General features: G+C 73.0%; 12 protein-coding genes and 1 pseudogene. 8 read left to right on the forward strand and 5 right to left on the reverse strand.

Annotation, left to right across the window (positions count from 1 at the left end; genetic code table 11):
- Positions 1–314: 314 nt before the first annotated feature.
- Positions 315–683, reverse strand: a complete 369-nt coding sequence (locus tag E6U81_RS33140) for a PRC-barrel domain-containing protein (protein WP_136233719.1) — start codon at positions 681–683, stop codon at positions 315–317.
- Between the two features lie 276 nt (positions 684–959).
- Between E6U81_RS33140 and E6U81_RS33145 the strand changes: the two genes are divergently transcribed.
- Both E6U81_RS33145 and E6U81_RS33150 read left to right on the forward strand, forming a co-directional pair.
- The gene (locus E6U81_RS33145) at positions 960–2,273 is read left to right on the forward strand and encodes a DUF4241 domain-containing protein (RefSeq protein ID WP_136233720.1); all 1,314 of its coding nucleotides are present in this window, start codon (positions 960–962) and stop codon (positions 2,271–2,273) included.
- Positions 2,266–3,468 (forward strand): DUF4241 domain-containing protein, encoded by a 1,203-nt coding sequence (locus tag E6U81_RS33150; protein WP_136233721.1) that lies wholly within the window; start codon positions 2,266–2,268, stop codon positions 3,466–3,468. Before E6U81_RS33145 ends, E6U81_RS33150 begins: the two co-directional genes overlap by 8 nt.
- 154 nt (positions 3,469–3,622) lie before the next feature.
- On the opposite strand, the gene E6U81_RS33155 is transcribed toward E6U81_RS33150, so the two are convergent.
- Positions 3,623–4,345 (reverse strand): SDR family oxidoreductase, encoded by a 723-nt coding sequence (locus E6U81_RS33155; RefSeq protein WP_136233722.1) that lies wholly within the window; start codon positions 4,343–4,345, stop codon positions 3,623–3,625.
- A 348-nt stretch (positions 4,346–4,693) separates the two neighbouring features.
- On the opposite strand from E6U81_RS33155, the gene E6U81_RS33160 reads away from it, so the two are divergent.
- The gene (locus E6U81_RS33160; protein WP_136233723.1) at positions 4,694–4,861 is read left to right on the forward strand and encodes an ATP-binding protein; all 168 of its coding nucleotides are present in this window, start codon (positions 4,694–4,696) and stop codon (positions 4,859–4,861) included.
- A 69-nt stretch (positions 4,862–4,930) separates the two neighbouring features.
- On the opposite strand, the gene E6U81_RS33165 is transcribed toward E6U81_RS33160, so the two are convergent.
- Entirely contained in the window at positions 4,931–5,932 is a 1,002-nt protein-coding gene (locus tag E6U81_RS33165) for a zinc-binding dehydrogenase (RefSeq protein ID WP_136233753.1), read from the reverse strand.
- Between the two features lie 256 nt (positions 5,933–6,188).
- Here E6U81_RS33165 and E6U81_RS33170 point away from each other — a divergent pair, with 256 nt between their 5' ends.
- Entirely contained in the window at positions 6,189–7,460 is a 1,272-nt protein-coding gene (locus tag E6U81_RS33170) for a chloride channel protein (RefSeq protein ID WP_136233724.1), read from the forward strand.
- Here E6U81_RS33170 and E6U81_RS40160 read toward each other — a convergent pair.
- Both E6U81_RS40160 and E6U81_RS33175 read right to left on the reverse strand, forming a co-directional pair.
- Positions 7,457–7,633, reverse strand: coding sequence for a hypothetical protein (locus tag E6U81_RS40160; protein ID WP_168714797.1), 177 nt, complete (start codon positions 7,631–7,633; stop codon positions 7,457–7,459). The genes E6U81_RS33170 and E6U81_RS40160 overlap by 4 nt on opposite strands.
- A 450-nt stretch (positions 7,634–8,083) precedes the next feature.
- Positions 8,084–8,602: pseudogene (locus E6U81_RS33175) on the reverse strand (DUF1768 domain-containing protein); the annotation flags it as partial.
- A gap of 67 nt (positions 8,603–8,669) precedes the next feature.
- Here E6U81_RS33175 and E6U81_RS33180 point away from each other — a divergent pair.
- The 4 genes from E6U81_RS33180 to E6U81_RS33195 all read left to right on the forward strand — a co-directional run bounded on the left by E6U81_RS33180 (position 8,670) and on the right by E6U81_RS33195 (position 12,914).
- Positions 8,670–9,578, forward strand: a complete 909-nt coding sequence (locus E6U81_RS33180; RefSeq protein WP_136233754.1) for an endonuclease/exonuclease/phosphatase family protein — start codon at positions 8,670–8,672, stop codon at positions 9,576–9,578.
- 63 nt (positions 9,579–9,641) lie between these two features.
- On the forward strand, positions 9,642–10,115 hold the full coding sequence (locus E6U81_RS33185) for a hypothetical protein (RefSeq protein WP_136233725.1): 474 nt from the start codon (positions 9,642–9,644) through the stop codon (positions 10,113–10,115).
- A gap of 353 nt (positions 10,116–10,468) precedes the next feature.
- Entirely contained in the window at positions 10,469–12,073 is a 1,605-nt protein-coding gene (locus E6U81_RS33190; protein WP_136233726.1) for an MFS transporter, read from the forward strand.
- A 196-nt stretch (positions 12,074–12,269) separates the two neighbouring features.
- Complete coding sequence (locus E6U81_RS33195) at positions 12,270–12,914, forward strand: GAP family protein (protein WP_136233727.1); 645 nt, start codon at positions 12,270–12,272, stop codon at positions 12,912–12,914.
- Positions 12,915–13,036: the final 122 nt, after the last annotated feature.

A 13,036-nucleotide genomic window follows, 5' to 3' on the forward strand; every position in this document is an offset into this window, starting at 1 on the left:
GTGGCCGCCGATGGTGTCGATGGTGGTGTTGAGGGCCCAGACGACGGGTGTGGTGGGGGTGGGTGCGGGTCCGGGGACGGGCGGGGTGGCCCCGAGGTGGTTGATGTACTCGATCACGCGTTTGAGGCTAGTCGAGGCGGACGGGGTGTCTGCCGGGACGGCGCCCTCGGCCCGTGGTTCGTGCCCGTCGTCCGGGTCCACGACGTCTGCCGGTGACCAGAACGGATACCCATGCAGCCTCGGCCCCCCACCGGCACGGGCCGGCCCCGGCACCTTCGTAAGGGTGCCGGGGCCGCTGCGATTCGGTGCGCGGGTCAGGCGGGGCGGCCGCCGAAGGGAGCGCCGGTGCCGTAGTAGGTGCCCAGTTCCGCCCGGTAGCCGGCATCGCCCAAGTGCTTGTCCCGGTGGAACTCGGGCGCGTCCTTGATCTGTTCCTTGGTGCGGTCGACGTAGACCTTCTCCTCCGCCGTGTCGATCCGGATCACCGTGCTCGCCGGCAGCAGGACCTCCTTGCCGAAGATCCACACGCCGGTGTCGACGACCAGGTAGGCGTCCGTGACCTCGTCGGAGTGCTTGTCGACCTTGCCGATACTGCCGTCGGTCGCCTCGACCTTGTAGCCGGTCAGGTCCGTGCCGGTCAGACGGCCGGCGGTCGGCTTGTAGCTCCACACGTTCTCGGTCATGGGAAATCAACTCCTCAGAAGTGGTCGAGGGCCGGAGGTGACCACCGCTGCCCTCATGTTCCTGCGGCGACCTGTTCGCCTGTGCCCCGGTTCGGCCGGTCCATTCACACGCTCCGCAACTATCCGAAAACCGGACTGCAGCGGGCATCCGCACCCGCGCCCGGGTGACCGCGGTCACGGTGGCCGCCTCGGCGTGAGACCCCGTCCGGTCGTTGTCACCGCCGACGGCTACCTTGCACACGTACGGGGCACGAGGCACAGGAACAGGGAACGGTCATGGTCGTCGAGGTGGGGTACGCGCGGGCGTGGGACCCGGAGGCACGCGAGGCCTGGCGGCCGATGTCCGCCGGGGAGGCCCGGGAGCGGGACGACGCGGGGCTGCCGTACGTGGTGGTGTACCGCACGGCGGCCCGTGACGCGCCGCTGGAGGTCCGGCTCGTCTCCTGGCGGGACCACTTCGCCGGCGTGTGGGTCTACGACCAGCAGGGCCGCCGCACCCACGACGTGGACATGCGGCTGCTGGACGCTCCGGGGCGGCTGCTGCGCCGGTACGCGGTCACCTGGGACTACACCGCCCCGGAGACGGCGGAGTTCGACCCGGCGTGCCCGCGCGTGATCGTCGACCTCTTCCCGGACGGTCGGGGCCGGCGGACGGAGGAGCCCCGGGGGACCTCCACCACACCCGCCCTCAGCGACGACGAGCGGTGGATGGTCCGTCCCGCCTTCGGGGAGTGGCCGCTGCTCTCCGCGCGGGTGCACGGGTTCAGCGAGCCGCCGGTCCTCGTGGCAGCGAAGGTCGCCGAATCCGCCGAGGCCGCCGAGGCCGTCGAAGGTGTCGAGGGCTTCCACGGCGCTCGCGGGAGCGCCCCCGCCACGTGCTGGCGGCCGCCGCAGCCCGCACGGCCCGGGCCCATCGGCGAGTTGTTCCGGCCCGGTGTGCGGGTGACCGACGGGTACCGCCAGCAGACCGTCGTCGAAGCCCGCCGGGTCGGCACCCTGCGTGTGCCCGGTGGACTGCTGGCCGTCTCCGGGCCGGACAACGTCGACGAAGAGCCGGCGATCACTGTCCCCGTCCCGCCGGGGGAGTACGCGCTCGAAGAGGCACGGGTCCGCTACAGCTACCACTGCCCGTGGCGGGACAGGGAGGTCACCACCACGCAGGCCACGGCGGTACGCCTGCTCGTCGCCGACACCCCTGCCACGACCTGGGAGATGGCCCTCGGCGTCGACGACGACCCCCGGTTGTTCATCGAGGGGCAGATCGCCGGGTTCGGCACCGACGGCGCCACGGGCTGTTTCGCCGACGCCGGCGCCTGGGAGCGGCTCGTCGCACTCTACGAGCGGGGGCTGATCCACGGGGAGCCGGACCTGGAGGGGTACGAGGACGTGGACGACGGCTCCCTCATCATGCAGCGCACATGGGACGCTGCCTCCGGGGGCGAGCTGCTCGCCTTCGCGACGGCCGGCGACGGGACGTACCCCGTCTGGCTGGGGCGTTCCGAGGCCGGCGACGTGGTCGCGGTGGTGGTGCTGTTCGAGGGGATGCCCGAGCTCCTCCCGGAGCGGGACGAGGCCACCGCCGATGTCTGAGCCGGCGTACGGCGTGCGCTACGCCGAGTCCTGGGACCCTCAGTCCCGCACGGCCGGGCGGGAGCTGTCCGCCGACGAGGCGCGCGCCCGGGACGCGGCCGGGTTCCCGTACGCGGTGATCCAGCACGCACCGGGCCGTGAAGTGCCGCTCGGGGTGCGGGTGGTGGCATGGCAGGCCGGCTGCGTCGACTCCTGGGCGTACGACGGCCAGGGCCGCCGGACCACCGAGGCGGAGCTGCGGCTGCGGGACGACGAGGAGCGGCTGCTGGTCCGGCGGCTGCTCGTGCGGCGGTACCCGGACGAGCGCACGGCGGAGTTCGCGGTCGACTGTCCCCGGACGGCGGTGGAGCTGTCCGCCGACGGTACGGCCCGTGTCTCGCACCAGCCCGCGGGCATGCGGGGAGACTCCCTGGAGGCCCGGGTGAAAGTCACCGAAGAGGACCTGTGGACGGTGCGCCCGGGCTTCGACGACTGGCCGACGCTGCCGGTGGCCGGGGCGCTCCCGGACTGGGTCGGCGCACTGCTCGACCCCCAGTGGTCCGGCTGGCGCCGGGAAGCCTCCCGGCTCCGGTGCGCCGCCGACTTCGACCGGGCGTTCCGGCCCGGCACCCGGATGCCCGGGCTGAAGATCCTGGAGCCGGTACCGTGCGGGAACCTGCGCGTGCCGAGCGGAGTGCTGGCCGTGGCCTGCCCGGACACCGGGGAGGGACTGTCCGGGGTCACCGTGGCCGTGCCGCCGGGCACGTACCCGGTCGAGGCGGCCTGGGCCGAGGTCGAGGAGGAGTACTGGGGCTCGTACACGGACGTCGTCGCCGTGCGGCTGCGGGTCGGCGAAGCCCCCGCGGCGTCCTGGGAGATGGCTCTCGGGCCGGGCGACGACACCCTCCGGCTGGGCGCCGGGGAGGCCTTCGGCTTCGGTACGGATGCGGCCACGGGCGCCTTCGGCGACGCCGAGGCCTGGCCGGAGCTGCGGGACCTGCTGGCCCGGGCCCGGTGGGCGGGGTCCCCGGACCACGACCGCCTCTCGAACTCCGCCGCCGGGATGCAACTGGACGGCGGGAGCCTCGGCGCGGACATGGCGGTCTTCGCCACCGGTGGTGACGGGGTGTACCCGGTGTGGGTGGGCCGGTCCGCGTCCGGGGAGGTGGTCCGGGTGGCCGTGCAGACGGCTTTCGACGTGGACCTCGGCGCCTGACCGGCAGCAACCGGCCGCCGTGGGTCACGCATTTCCACGTGCGTCCAGAGCCGCGCGGACGGCCGGCGCCGCACGGCGTCAGGAGCGCGCCTTCCCGGCGTGCTGCGCACCGCCCGCGGTCGGCGAGGCTGTCTCCTGCGAGGCCGCGCGGCGGTCAGTCGGGTACGAGGCCGCCGGTGAGGTTGAGTTCGGTGGCGGTCATCGTGCGGGCCCAGTCCGAGGCGGCGAAGACCGCGGCGTTGGCCACGTCGTCGTAGCGGGGGCGCTCGGTCAGGAGTGCCCCCTCGTCGGCCCGGTCGAGGTCGCCGGGTGCGGGCGAGCCGGGGGAGAGCAGCCAGGCCACGCGGACGCCCTGCGGGCCGAGTTCCGCTGCCAGTTGCCGGCAGACGCCTGTCAGCGCGGACCAGGCGATGTGTGATCCGCCCAGCTCGGGGATGGTCTCTCGACCGCCGGCCATGACGAGGACGACGCCGCTGCCACGTCGGATCATGTGCCGGGCCGCAGCGGTGGCCGTGGTGAGCGTCGTCGTCACCGCCTTGACGACCGGGCGGGTCACGTCCGCGACGGCCATCTCGAGGAGCGGACTCCCCTGTACGTCGTCGTTGGACGTGGCGTTGAAGCAGATGTCGATGCCGTTGCCCGTGGCGGCCACCGTATCGGCGTGGCGGTCGACGGCGGCGCGGTCCGTCGCGTCCAGCTGCGCGACGTGAGCGACCCCGCCGGCGCTTTCGATGCGCCGCGCGACGTCTTCGAGGAGCGGCACGGTGCGTCCGGTGAGATGGACGGCGGCGCCTTCGCGCGCGAAGGCGCGAGCGACAGCCGCGCCGACTGCCCCGGAACCGCCATGGACGATCGCTGTCTTCCCGGTCAGTAACACGGTTCCCTCCACGGTGCGGGGCTGAGCGTGCGTGTGGACCCGGCGCGGAGAGCAAGCCACCGAGAACACCGGGCACTCGCGGCCCAACCTATCTCCGGGCCCGCACCTCCGCTCCCGCGCCGCACCGGAGCGGATTGCCGGGGGCCCGGGTCGCCTGCGGGACGCAACGATTCCGCGCACTCGAACTCCGCGGCCGAGGGCCCGCCTCCCGCGGGCCCTCGGCCCGACGTCCGTCACCGGGGCGGGGAACCGTCCCTGCGGTGCGGAGACGGCACGTCACGGGCGACCGCGATGCAGAGCGTGCAGAAGGCACAGCCCTTCTTCGGCCGATCCGATGCACCGTCCCGCGTGTCGAGCAGCTCCATGAAATTGGCGCTCACCACTCCCCGCGTCAACAGGGCGCAGCAGGAGGACACCGGTGGACGCGGCATGACGATCGTGGCAACCCTCGCCACCGCCTGGGGATGCGAGACCCACGCCCTCGTCGGCAAGGCCGTCTGGTCCGAATTCAGCTGAGCCCTCTCCCTCCGCTCAGGCCGGACCGAACCGGACCGGACCGAACCGGACCGGTGCGGTGCGGGGCCGTCAGGGTTTGAGGATCAGCCGGATCGGATTGCCCTCCTTGCGTTCCAGTGCCTCCACGGCCCGCGCCGCGTCGGCCAGCGGATGGATCCCGCTGATGGAGCCGGAGAGGTCCAGACGGCCCATGCCCACCAGGCGGACCAGGTCGACGAGGTCCTCGGGCCGGGAGCCGTAGTGGCCCAGGACCCGCTGCCGGAAACGGCAGAACCAGAGGTTGTCCCGGATGGTGAAGGGCTGGTCGGTGAGGCCGACCAGGACCAGCCGGCCGTCCTCGGCGAGAGCGGCCAGCGCCTGGTCCCGTGCGGCCGGCACGCCGGCGAAGTCGAAGGCGGCGGCGACGCCCCCGGTCCCGGCTGCGGCGCGCAACCGGGTGGGGAATTCGGGGTCCGCCGGGTCCAGGGCGGTGTCGGCCCCCAGCCGGATGGCCCGCTCGCGGGCGGCCGGCAGCGGATCCACGGCGATGACCGGGCATGCACCCACCATCCGGAGCAACTGCACGGCGTGCGCGCCGAGACCCCCGACACCCCACACCGCGACGGCCTCCGCAGGGCGTACGCCCGCACCCGAAGTGATCGCCGCCCACGGGGTGGAGACCGCGTCGGGGATGACGCACGCCTGCTCGAAGGGGACCCCGGGCGGCAGGGGGACCACCGCATCGGCAGCGGCCACGGTGTACTCGGCCCAGCCGCCGTCGATGCTCACCCCCCGCGTGCAGGAGATTCCGCCGCGGACCTCACCGGCCTGGAGGACGACGCGGTCACCCTCGGCGAGACCGGTGACCCCCTCACCGAGAACGGCCACCTCACCCGCGGTCTCATGACCGAGCGTCACCTTGCTGCCCGTCAGGGGCTGAGGCGCGAGCATGCCCTGGATGAGGTGGACGTCCGACAGGCAGACACCCGCCGCGCGCACCCGGACCAGGACCTGGCCCGGCCCGGGCTCGGGGACGGGCACCTCCTCCACGGCGAAGCCGCCCCCTCCCGTGGTGAGCCTTCCGGCCAGCATCGTCGCCACGTCCGTCGTCCTTCCTCGTCCCCGCACCACTCGGCGGCGCGCCTGCACCGAGTGAAGCTCAACGGGCCCCGGCGGCACGTCCACCGGCCGCGGGACGCGCCGGAGCTCGGCACTGTTCGGCCGCGCGGGCCCACGGCGGGGCGGCGCGCGGTACGCAGACCCCGCCGTCCGCGGGCCCGCCACACTCGCTCGGGCCCGGCCCGAGCGTCGCCCCGTCCGGCCCCCGGGCTGCGTCTACTGTTCCTCCATGCCGGTCGATCACAGCCCCGCCGCCCGGCGGCTCCGGTTCGCCGCCGCGGTCCTCACCGTCGGCCTGGCCGCCGGGGCGGCAGGAGCCGCGCTGGCCCTGCTCCTGCACACCGTGCAGCACCTCGCCTTCGGGTACGACCGGGGTACCTTCCTCGCCGGGGTCGAGGCTGCCTCGCCGCAGCGCCGGCTGGTGTGCGTGACACTCGCCGGCGTGGTGGCCGGCCTGGGATGGTGGCTGCTGCACCGCTACGGTCGCCCCCTGGTCGAGATCGGGCAGGCGCTGCGGATGGAGCGGCCCCGCATGCCGGCGCTCACCACCACCGCCCACGCCACGCTCCAAGTGGTGACGATCGGGCTGGGCTCACCCCTGGGCCGGGAGGTGGCGCCGCGGCAGCTCGCCGCCGTGCTCGCGACCGGCATCGTCCGCAGGACCGGGCTCAGCTCCGCCCAGTGCCGCACCCTCGTGGCCTGCGCGGCCGGCGCCGGCCTCGCGGCGGTCTACGACGTACCCCTCGGCGGCGTGGTCTTCACGCTGGAGGTGCTCCTGGGCACCTGGGCCCTACGCTCCGTCGTACCGGCGGTGCTGACCTCCGCAGTGGCCACGCTCGTCGCCCGCCTGGTGGTGCCGGACGAACCGGTCTACCAGCTTCCGGCACTGACCTTCAGCGGTTCCCTCCTGCTGTGGTCCTTCCTCGCCGGACCGCTGGTGGGGGCGTGCGCGTACGGCTTCTCCCGGCTCATGTCAGCCGCGAGCGACCGGGCCCCGCGCGGCAACGCCCTGCTGTGGACCGCCCCCGCCGCGTTCCTGTGCCTGGGCCTGCTGTCCATCCCCTTCCCGCAGCTGCTGGGCAACGGCAAGGGGCCCGCCGAGGTCGCCTTCACCGAGCAGCCCACCCTCGCGCTGGCGGTCGTACTCCTGGTGCTGCGGACGGCGGTCGTCGCCCTGTGCCTCCGGGCCGGCGCCTACGGGGGGCTCCTGACGCCGTCGTTCGCCAACGGCGCACTCCTCGGCATCGTCGTCGGCCGGCTCTGGGAACTGATGTGGCCGGGCACCCTCCTCGCGGCGTACGCGGTCGTGGCAGCGGGGGCGTTCCTGGCGGTGTCCCAGCGGATGCCCGTGACGGCGGTCGTCCTCGCCCTGGAATTCACCGGCTCCCAGCAGGAAGCAGTCGTTCCGCTCCTGCTCGCCGTCGCCGGTGCGACCGCCACCGGCGCACTGCTGCGCGGCGCGGCCGCACCGGCGGCACGGAGGAAGGGCCCCGGTGGCTAAGCGGTGCGGCGGGTCGAGCGGGCGGTGACCTGCGTGGGGTAGGACTCCACGATGTAGTCGTAGGCGTCCGCGACGACCTCGCGGTGCGTGCGCTCCGCCCGTTCGGCGGGGGCGAGGGGCCGGGGGCCGGCGGCGGTACGGGCGCTGATCCGGGCGGGGCGCTGCAGTTTCATCGTTCTCTTCCTCTCCGGCGTCCCCCGGGTCCTCCTGGTCCCTTCCAGCCTGCCGGTACCCGCGGCCCGCGCACAGCGGCGGAACGGAGGACGGAGGGGAGGAAAGCCGCGGAGGAAGGCAGGGGAGCGGCCGGAGGAGGCCTCCTTCGTCCGGACGGTCGTCCGGGACACGCCGCGGACCGCTGCCGAGGACCGGAAGCCGGGCCCGGGCAGGGGCTCCGGACGCACGGCAGCGGCTGCCCCCGGAGGTGGGGGCAGCCGCTGTGGCGGGGTCGGGGCGGGTCAGGGGTGGCACCTGGGGCACGCGGCCGGCCGGGAGGCGAGTACCTGACCGCCGGTGTGTGCGCCGTGCACGGATACCGAGGCGGCGGTGGTGGTGCCGGCGGGAGCGGCGGAGGCGTTGGATGCCGTTCCGGCGAGGCCGAAGGCCGTTCCCCCGCGCCCGTCCGGGGTCCTGCCGCCCGGCCCGGCCACCAGCAGCTTGAGGGGGCGGTCCTTGTGGTCCATGTCGCCGAGCGCGTAGCGCCGCACGCTCTCGGGGACCGCCAGATAGCCGGCCAGGGCGGCGGCCCGGTTCTCCTCCGTGCGGTCCGCCAGGAAGACGTCCACCGCGGCGAGGCAGCGGGCGGTCGAATCGGGACGGCCGTTCAGCTCGTCGACGGTGTCGCGCACTTCGGCGAGCAGCAGCTCCGGAGTCAGCCGGCTGTCCGGTTCCCCGAACGTCCACGAGGCCAGGTCGTGCGCGGAAGCGCGCCCGCCGTCCGGAAGGCTGGTGGCCACCCAACCGTGGCGGAGCTTGTGCTCGAACTCGTCGAGGGTGACCAGCCCCCAGCAGTCGACGAGGCCGTCGGCGTAAGTGAAGAGGTCGGTGCGGAAGTACGAGCCGCCGTTGCATATGAACGCGTGCCGCCAGGTGCCGGGCACGCGGACGCCGTCCGCCGTTCGATGGGTGATCCGATGGTCGATCACGCGGTGATGATGCCGGACGGACAGGTCGGGAAGCACCTGGATACTGGATCGAGGGCGCCGTGTGATGATGTGCGTCCACTCCGGGGAGGCGATCGTGCTGAGCAGGGGCGCGCGGTGGATCGCGGCCGCGGTGACCGCGGTCTGCCTGGGGCTGCTCCAGGGCGCCGGCCCGCCGAACGGCGGCCTTTCCCCCGCCGGGCCGCTGCCGCCGGGCGCTGCCGAGGCGGCTGTACCGGACCGGGTCGCCACATGGAACATCTGCAATCCCTGCGGGAGCGGGAACGACTTCGGCCGGGCGACGGAGATCGCCACGTACGCGCCGCAGGTCATTGCCCTGCAGGAGGCGTGCGTACGTGACGTCGAGCGGATCCGCAGGTACCTGGAGGAGGTCTACGGGCTGGACTACCGGGTCGCGTACGGGCCGGTCCTGCGGAACTGGAACCGCTGCGGGGGCCTGCCGTGGCGGCCGGGCGGCTACGGCCAGGCGATCCTCTCGGCGGCGCCGATGACGGACCGGGTGAGCGTCGAGTACCCCGACGGCGGCTCCGAGGACCGCGGCTACCTCGCCGTCACCACGCTGGTGGACGGCCGGCCCGTCCGCGTCTTCAACACCCACCTCGCCGAGCGCCGGCAGGGTGAGGTGCGCGCGGGACAGATCGAGGTGCTCGCCGCGGAAGTCGCCCGCCACGACCGTGCGCTCGTCCTCGGCGACTTCAACGCCGTGCCGAACTCGCCCGAACTCGCCCCCATGTGGGCCCTGGCCCCCGACACGGACCCCGGCTGCCGCCCCTCGACCACCGATGCCGACGCGGCCGCGGCCGCCTGCACGACGACCACCGACTGGGACAGCAAGTTCGACTACGTGTTCCTGCGCGGCATCCCCCCGGGCACGCACCACATCCGCCCCAGCCCGTACTCGGACCACCACCTGCTGTACACCGACCTGAACCGGGGCCAGGCCGCGCCTGACAAATGATCAGGACAAGGTCCGCCTCACCTGGTGACCTGGGGTTCCGTCGCTCGTGAGAGGCTGGGCCGCATGATCGAACGAGACGATGGCCCGCGTCGTGCACTGCTCCTCGGAGATTCTCTGGAGCCGGCGGAACTCGCGCGTGCCCACCGTCAGGCGCTTCTCGTGCTGCGGTCCAGCATCGAGACGGCACACATCGATGCCTATAGCGACGCCGCGTGGCCGCAGGAAGTGGTGTCCTCCTACGAACGTGCACTGTCCATGGGTCGGGACGAGGCGGCCCGTGGAGCACGATCGGCCAAGGACGATCCCATGGGGATCGACGTCGATGTTCGCGATGACGCACAGTTCGAGGTGCTGTTGGACTTGGCGCCCTACACGATCCACGCCGAAGGCTGGCGTGGGGGCCGACAGATCTTCAGTGCCAGCGACACGGGAACCGCCCTGTGGGTCGCCGTCACGCAGCAACAAGAGGTGGAACTCATGTCGCGGCTCATGGCGCATGGAATCGCGCCCACTGCCTTCATCGTCGATGCCAAGTAGCCCAGACCCGTCGTCACGACGACGGAACGCGGAGCCACAGGACGAGTGAGGCCCTGTGCCGGCCAGCCTGGTAGCGGGCCGCGAGCTCATCGAAGCCCCTCGACTCCGTTGCGATCCTTGTATGCCTGCTGGTCGAAGGCCGCTGGAGTACGGCCCGAGGCGACCTCCACAACGGCAACGTCGCCGCCCCCGCACGCGATGCCCCTGCCGACCACCCGCTCGCACTCGACCTCGCTCACCCTGCCCGCGCGGGCGACCGCAGCGGCGGGAGGCGTGTCATCCCAATGGGGCGATGTGCGGCACGGCGGATCAGGCAAGACTCTCGACAAGACCGACTTCGCCCCGGAGGTTCCATGTCGAAAAGCGGCGCGCCACGCATCGACGTTCCGCACGAGGCCCCGGCGCGGGCGCCGCTCGTTCTGGCGTCCCTGATCATCGTCGCCGCGGTGGCCAACCTGAACCTGTCGGTGGCCAACGTGGCGCTGCCCGCGATCGGGAAGGCCTTCGACTCCTCCCAGACCGCGCTGAACCTGATCGCCGTGGGGTACTCCCTCGGCCTGGCCGCGTCGGTGCTCTATCTGGGTGCGGTCGGCGACCGCCACGGGCGCAAGCTGCTGCTGCTCCTCGGCGTCGCACTGTCCGTCCCCGCCTGCCTCCTCGCCGCGTACGCGCCGAGCGACACCGTCCTGGTGCTGGCCCGGATCCTCGGCGGGCTCTCCGCCGGCATGGCCTACCCGACCACCCTGGCGCTGATCACCGCCCTGTGGGCGGGGCCGGGGCGGACGAAGGCGATCGCCCTGTGGTCGGCCCTGGGCGGCGGCATCTCCCTGCTCGGGCCGGTGATCGCGGGCGCGCTGCTCGAACGCTTCTACTGGGGGTCGGTGTTCCTGGTCACCCTGCCCCTGGCCGTCGTCGCGCTGGTCATGGCCCTGCTGTTCGTACCCGCGCACGCCAACGAGTCGGTCGAACCGGTGGACAACCTCGGCGGCATCCTGTCCGTCCTCCTGGTCGCGGGACTGGTCCTGGCGATCAACTTCGCCGCCGTCCCCGGCCAGGGGGCAGTGGTCGCCGGCCTCGTCGTGGTCGCCCTGGCTGCCGGAGCGTCGTTCTTCTGGCGTCAGCGCCGGGCTCCCAACCCGCTGTACGACCTCCACATCGCCGGCCGGCGCACGTTCTGGGTCGCCGCGTGCGCGGGCATCATCGTGTACGGCTCCATGATGGGGTCGGCGTTCATCAGCCAGCAGTACCTGCAGAACGTGCTCGAGTACAACCCCGTCGAAGCCGGCGCCGCCATCCTCCCGCTCGTCGTGATGATCGTGCTCGTGGCACCGCGGTCCGCGAAGCTGGTCGAGACGCGCGGCGCCCGCACGACCCTGCTGAGGGGCTATCTGTTCCTCTTCCTCGCCTTCGCCTGGATGCTGCTGTTCTGGGGCGAGGACAGCAGCTACTGGCAGATCGGCTTCGCCTACGTGCTCATCGGCATCGGCGCCGGCCTGGCCGGGACGCCCGCATCCCACTCGCTGACCGGATCGGTGCCCGTGCGGCGGGCCGGCATGGCCTCGGGCACCGCCGACCTGCAACGGGACCTCGGCGGAGCCGTCATGCAGTCCATCATGGGCCTGCTCCTCACCGCCGGCTACGCCTCGGCCTTCAGCGCGGCGATCGCCGCTTCCCCCGAGAGCAAGGACGTGTCGGACCAGGTCCAGAGCGAGCTGACGAAGTCGTTCGCCTCCGCGGGGCAGGTCGCCCAGCAACACCCCGAGTACGCCGACGAGATCGTCACGGCGGCCCGCCAGTCGTTCCTCCACGGCGACGACTGGGCGTACACGGTCGGCCTGGCCGCGATCGCCCTGGGTGCGCTGCTGATCTTCTTCCTCTTCCCGCACCGGGACGCCGAGCGGGAACTCCTGCGGCGCTACTACAGCGAGGACTCCGCTTCCGCCTCCGCCCAGGTCTGAGGACCGGACGGACGCGGGCGAGGACGCGGGCGTGGCCTGCTTGACCGGACGGGCCGCCACCTGCAGAGTCGGCATGCAGCACCGCAGCACCGCAGCACCGCAGCACGTAGCACCGCAGCGCCGCCCGACTCTGTCGACCGGTCCCGCCCCGTCCCCACGTGGCAAACGGTCCTGAAACCCAGGAGCGGCTGATCCTATGGTCCTCGACCTGGTGGTGATCGGTACGGCCGTCACCTTGGGGCCGTTGCACAACAGCGCCTTCATCCTGCTTCTCTCCTCACGGCGCGGCGCCCGCCAGGGCCTGGCATTCCTCCTGTCGTGGCTGGCCAACCTGGTCGCCGTCATCGCCTGCGTGATGCTGCTGACCGGCGGACAGCCCCCGGCCCGCCACAGCGTGCCCTCCACCGCCGCGATCGCTGTGAAACTCGCCATCGGCGTGGCTCTGGTGCTGTACGGCGCCCACCGGCACCGCCGCCCGCCCCGACCTCACGGCCCACCGCGCTGGGCGGCCCGGATCGACAACGCCTCCCCGGCCACGGCGGCCGGCCTGGCCTGGCTGCTGCAACCCTGGGCGCTGGTCGGCGCCGGCGCCGCGACCGCCATCGACGCGGACCTCTCCACCCCCACCGACTGGCTCGCACTGACCGGCTACTGCCTGCTGGCCACGCTCAGCCTCATCCTCATGGAGATGTACGCACTCCGAGCACCCGAGGCCGCGGACGCCCGGCTGAACGCCCTGCGGAGCTGGCTGGAGCAGCACCAGGAGCAGCTGATCGTCACGCTCTCCCTCCTCGCCGGCCTGTGGCTGACGGCCCGGAGCACCTACGAACTGATCGCCTGACACACGGACGGCCACCCGGGTGCCGGATCGCGCACCTAGTGCTGTGACCGGGAAGGTTCACCGTGTCGCGGCGCCCGGCACGGCACCTCGCCGCGTTGTCGGACCACGCGAGTACGTCCGGT

The sequence above is a fragment of the Streptomyces sp. A0592 genome (genome assembly GCF_004795115.1).
In the GTDB taxonomy this organism is placed as follows: domain Bacteria; phylum Actinomycetota; class Actinomycetes; order Streptomycetales; family Streptomycetaceae; genus Streptomyces; species Streptomyces erythrochromogenes.

What these genes read in the sequence shown, in the direction of transcription:
- E6U81_RS33165 (WP_136233753.1), bottom strand. Translation starts at nt 5,932, where the DNA reads ATGCTGGCCGGAAGGCTCACCACGGGAGGGGGCGGCTTCGCCGTGGAG.
- E6U81_RS33150 (WP_136233721.1), top strand. Translation starts at nt 2,266, where the DNA reads ATGTCTGAGCCGGCGTACGGCGTGCGCTACGCCGAGTCCTGGGACCCT.
- E6U81_RS33180 (WP_136233754.1), top strand. Translation starts at nt 8,670, where the DNA reads ATGTGCGTCCACTCCGGGGAGGCGATCGTGCTGAGCAGGGGCGCGCGG.
- E6U81_RS33170 (WP_136233724.1), top strand. Translation starts at nt 6,189, where the DNA reads ATGCCGGTCGATCACAGCCCCGCCGCCCGGCGGCTCCGGTTCGCCGCC.
- E6U81_RS33195 (WP_136233727.1), top strand. Translation starts at nt 12,270, where the DNA reads ATGGTCCTCGACCTGGTGGTGATCGGTACGGCCGTCACCTTGGGGCCG.
- E6U81_RS33185 (WP_136233725.1), top strand. Translation starts at nt 9,642, where the DNA reads ATGATCGAACGAGACGATGGCCCGCGTCGTGCACTGCTCCTCGGAGAT.
- E6U81_RS33190 (WP_136233726.1), top strand. Translation starts at nt 10,469, where the DNA reads ATGTCGAAAAGCGGCGCGCCACGCATCGACGTTCCGCACGAGGCCCCG.
- E6U81_RS33145 (WP_136233720.1), top strand. Translation starts at nt 960, where the DNA reads ATGGTCGTCGAGGTGGGGTACGCGCGGGCGTGGGACCCGGAGGCACGC.
- E6U81_RS40160 (WP_168714797.1), bottom strand. Translation starts at nt 7,633, where the DNA reads ATGAAACTGCAGCGCCCCGCCCGGATCAGCGCCCGTACCGCCGCCGGC.
- E6U81_RS33140 (WP_136233719.1), bottom strand. Translation starts at nt 683, where the DNA reads ATGACCGAGAACGTGTGGAGCTACAAGCCGACCGCCGGCCGTCTGACC.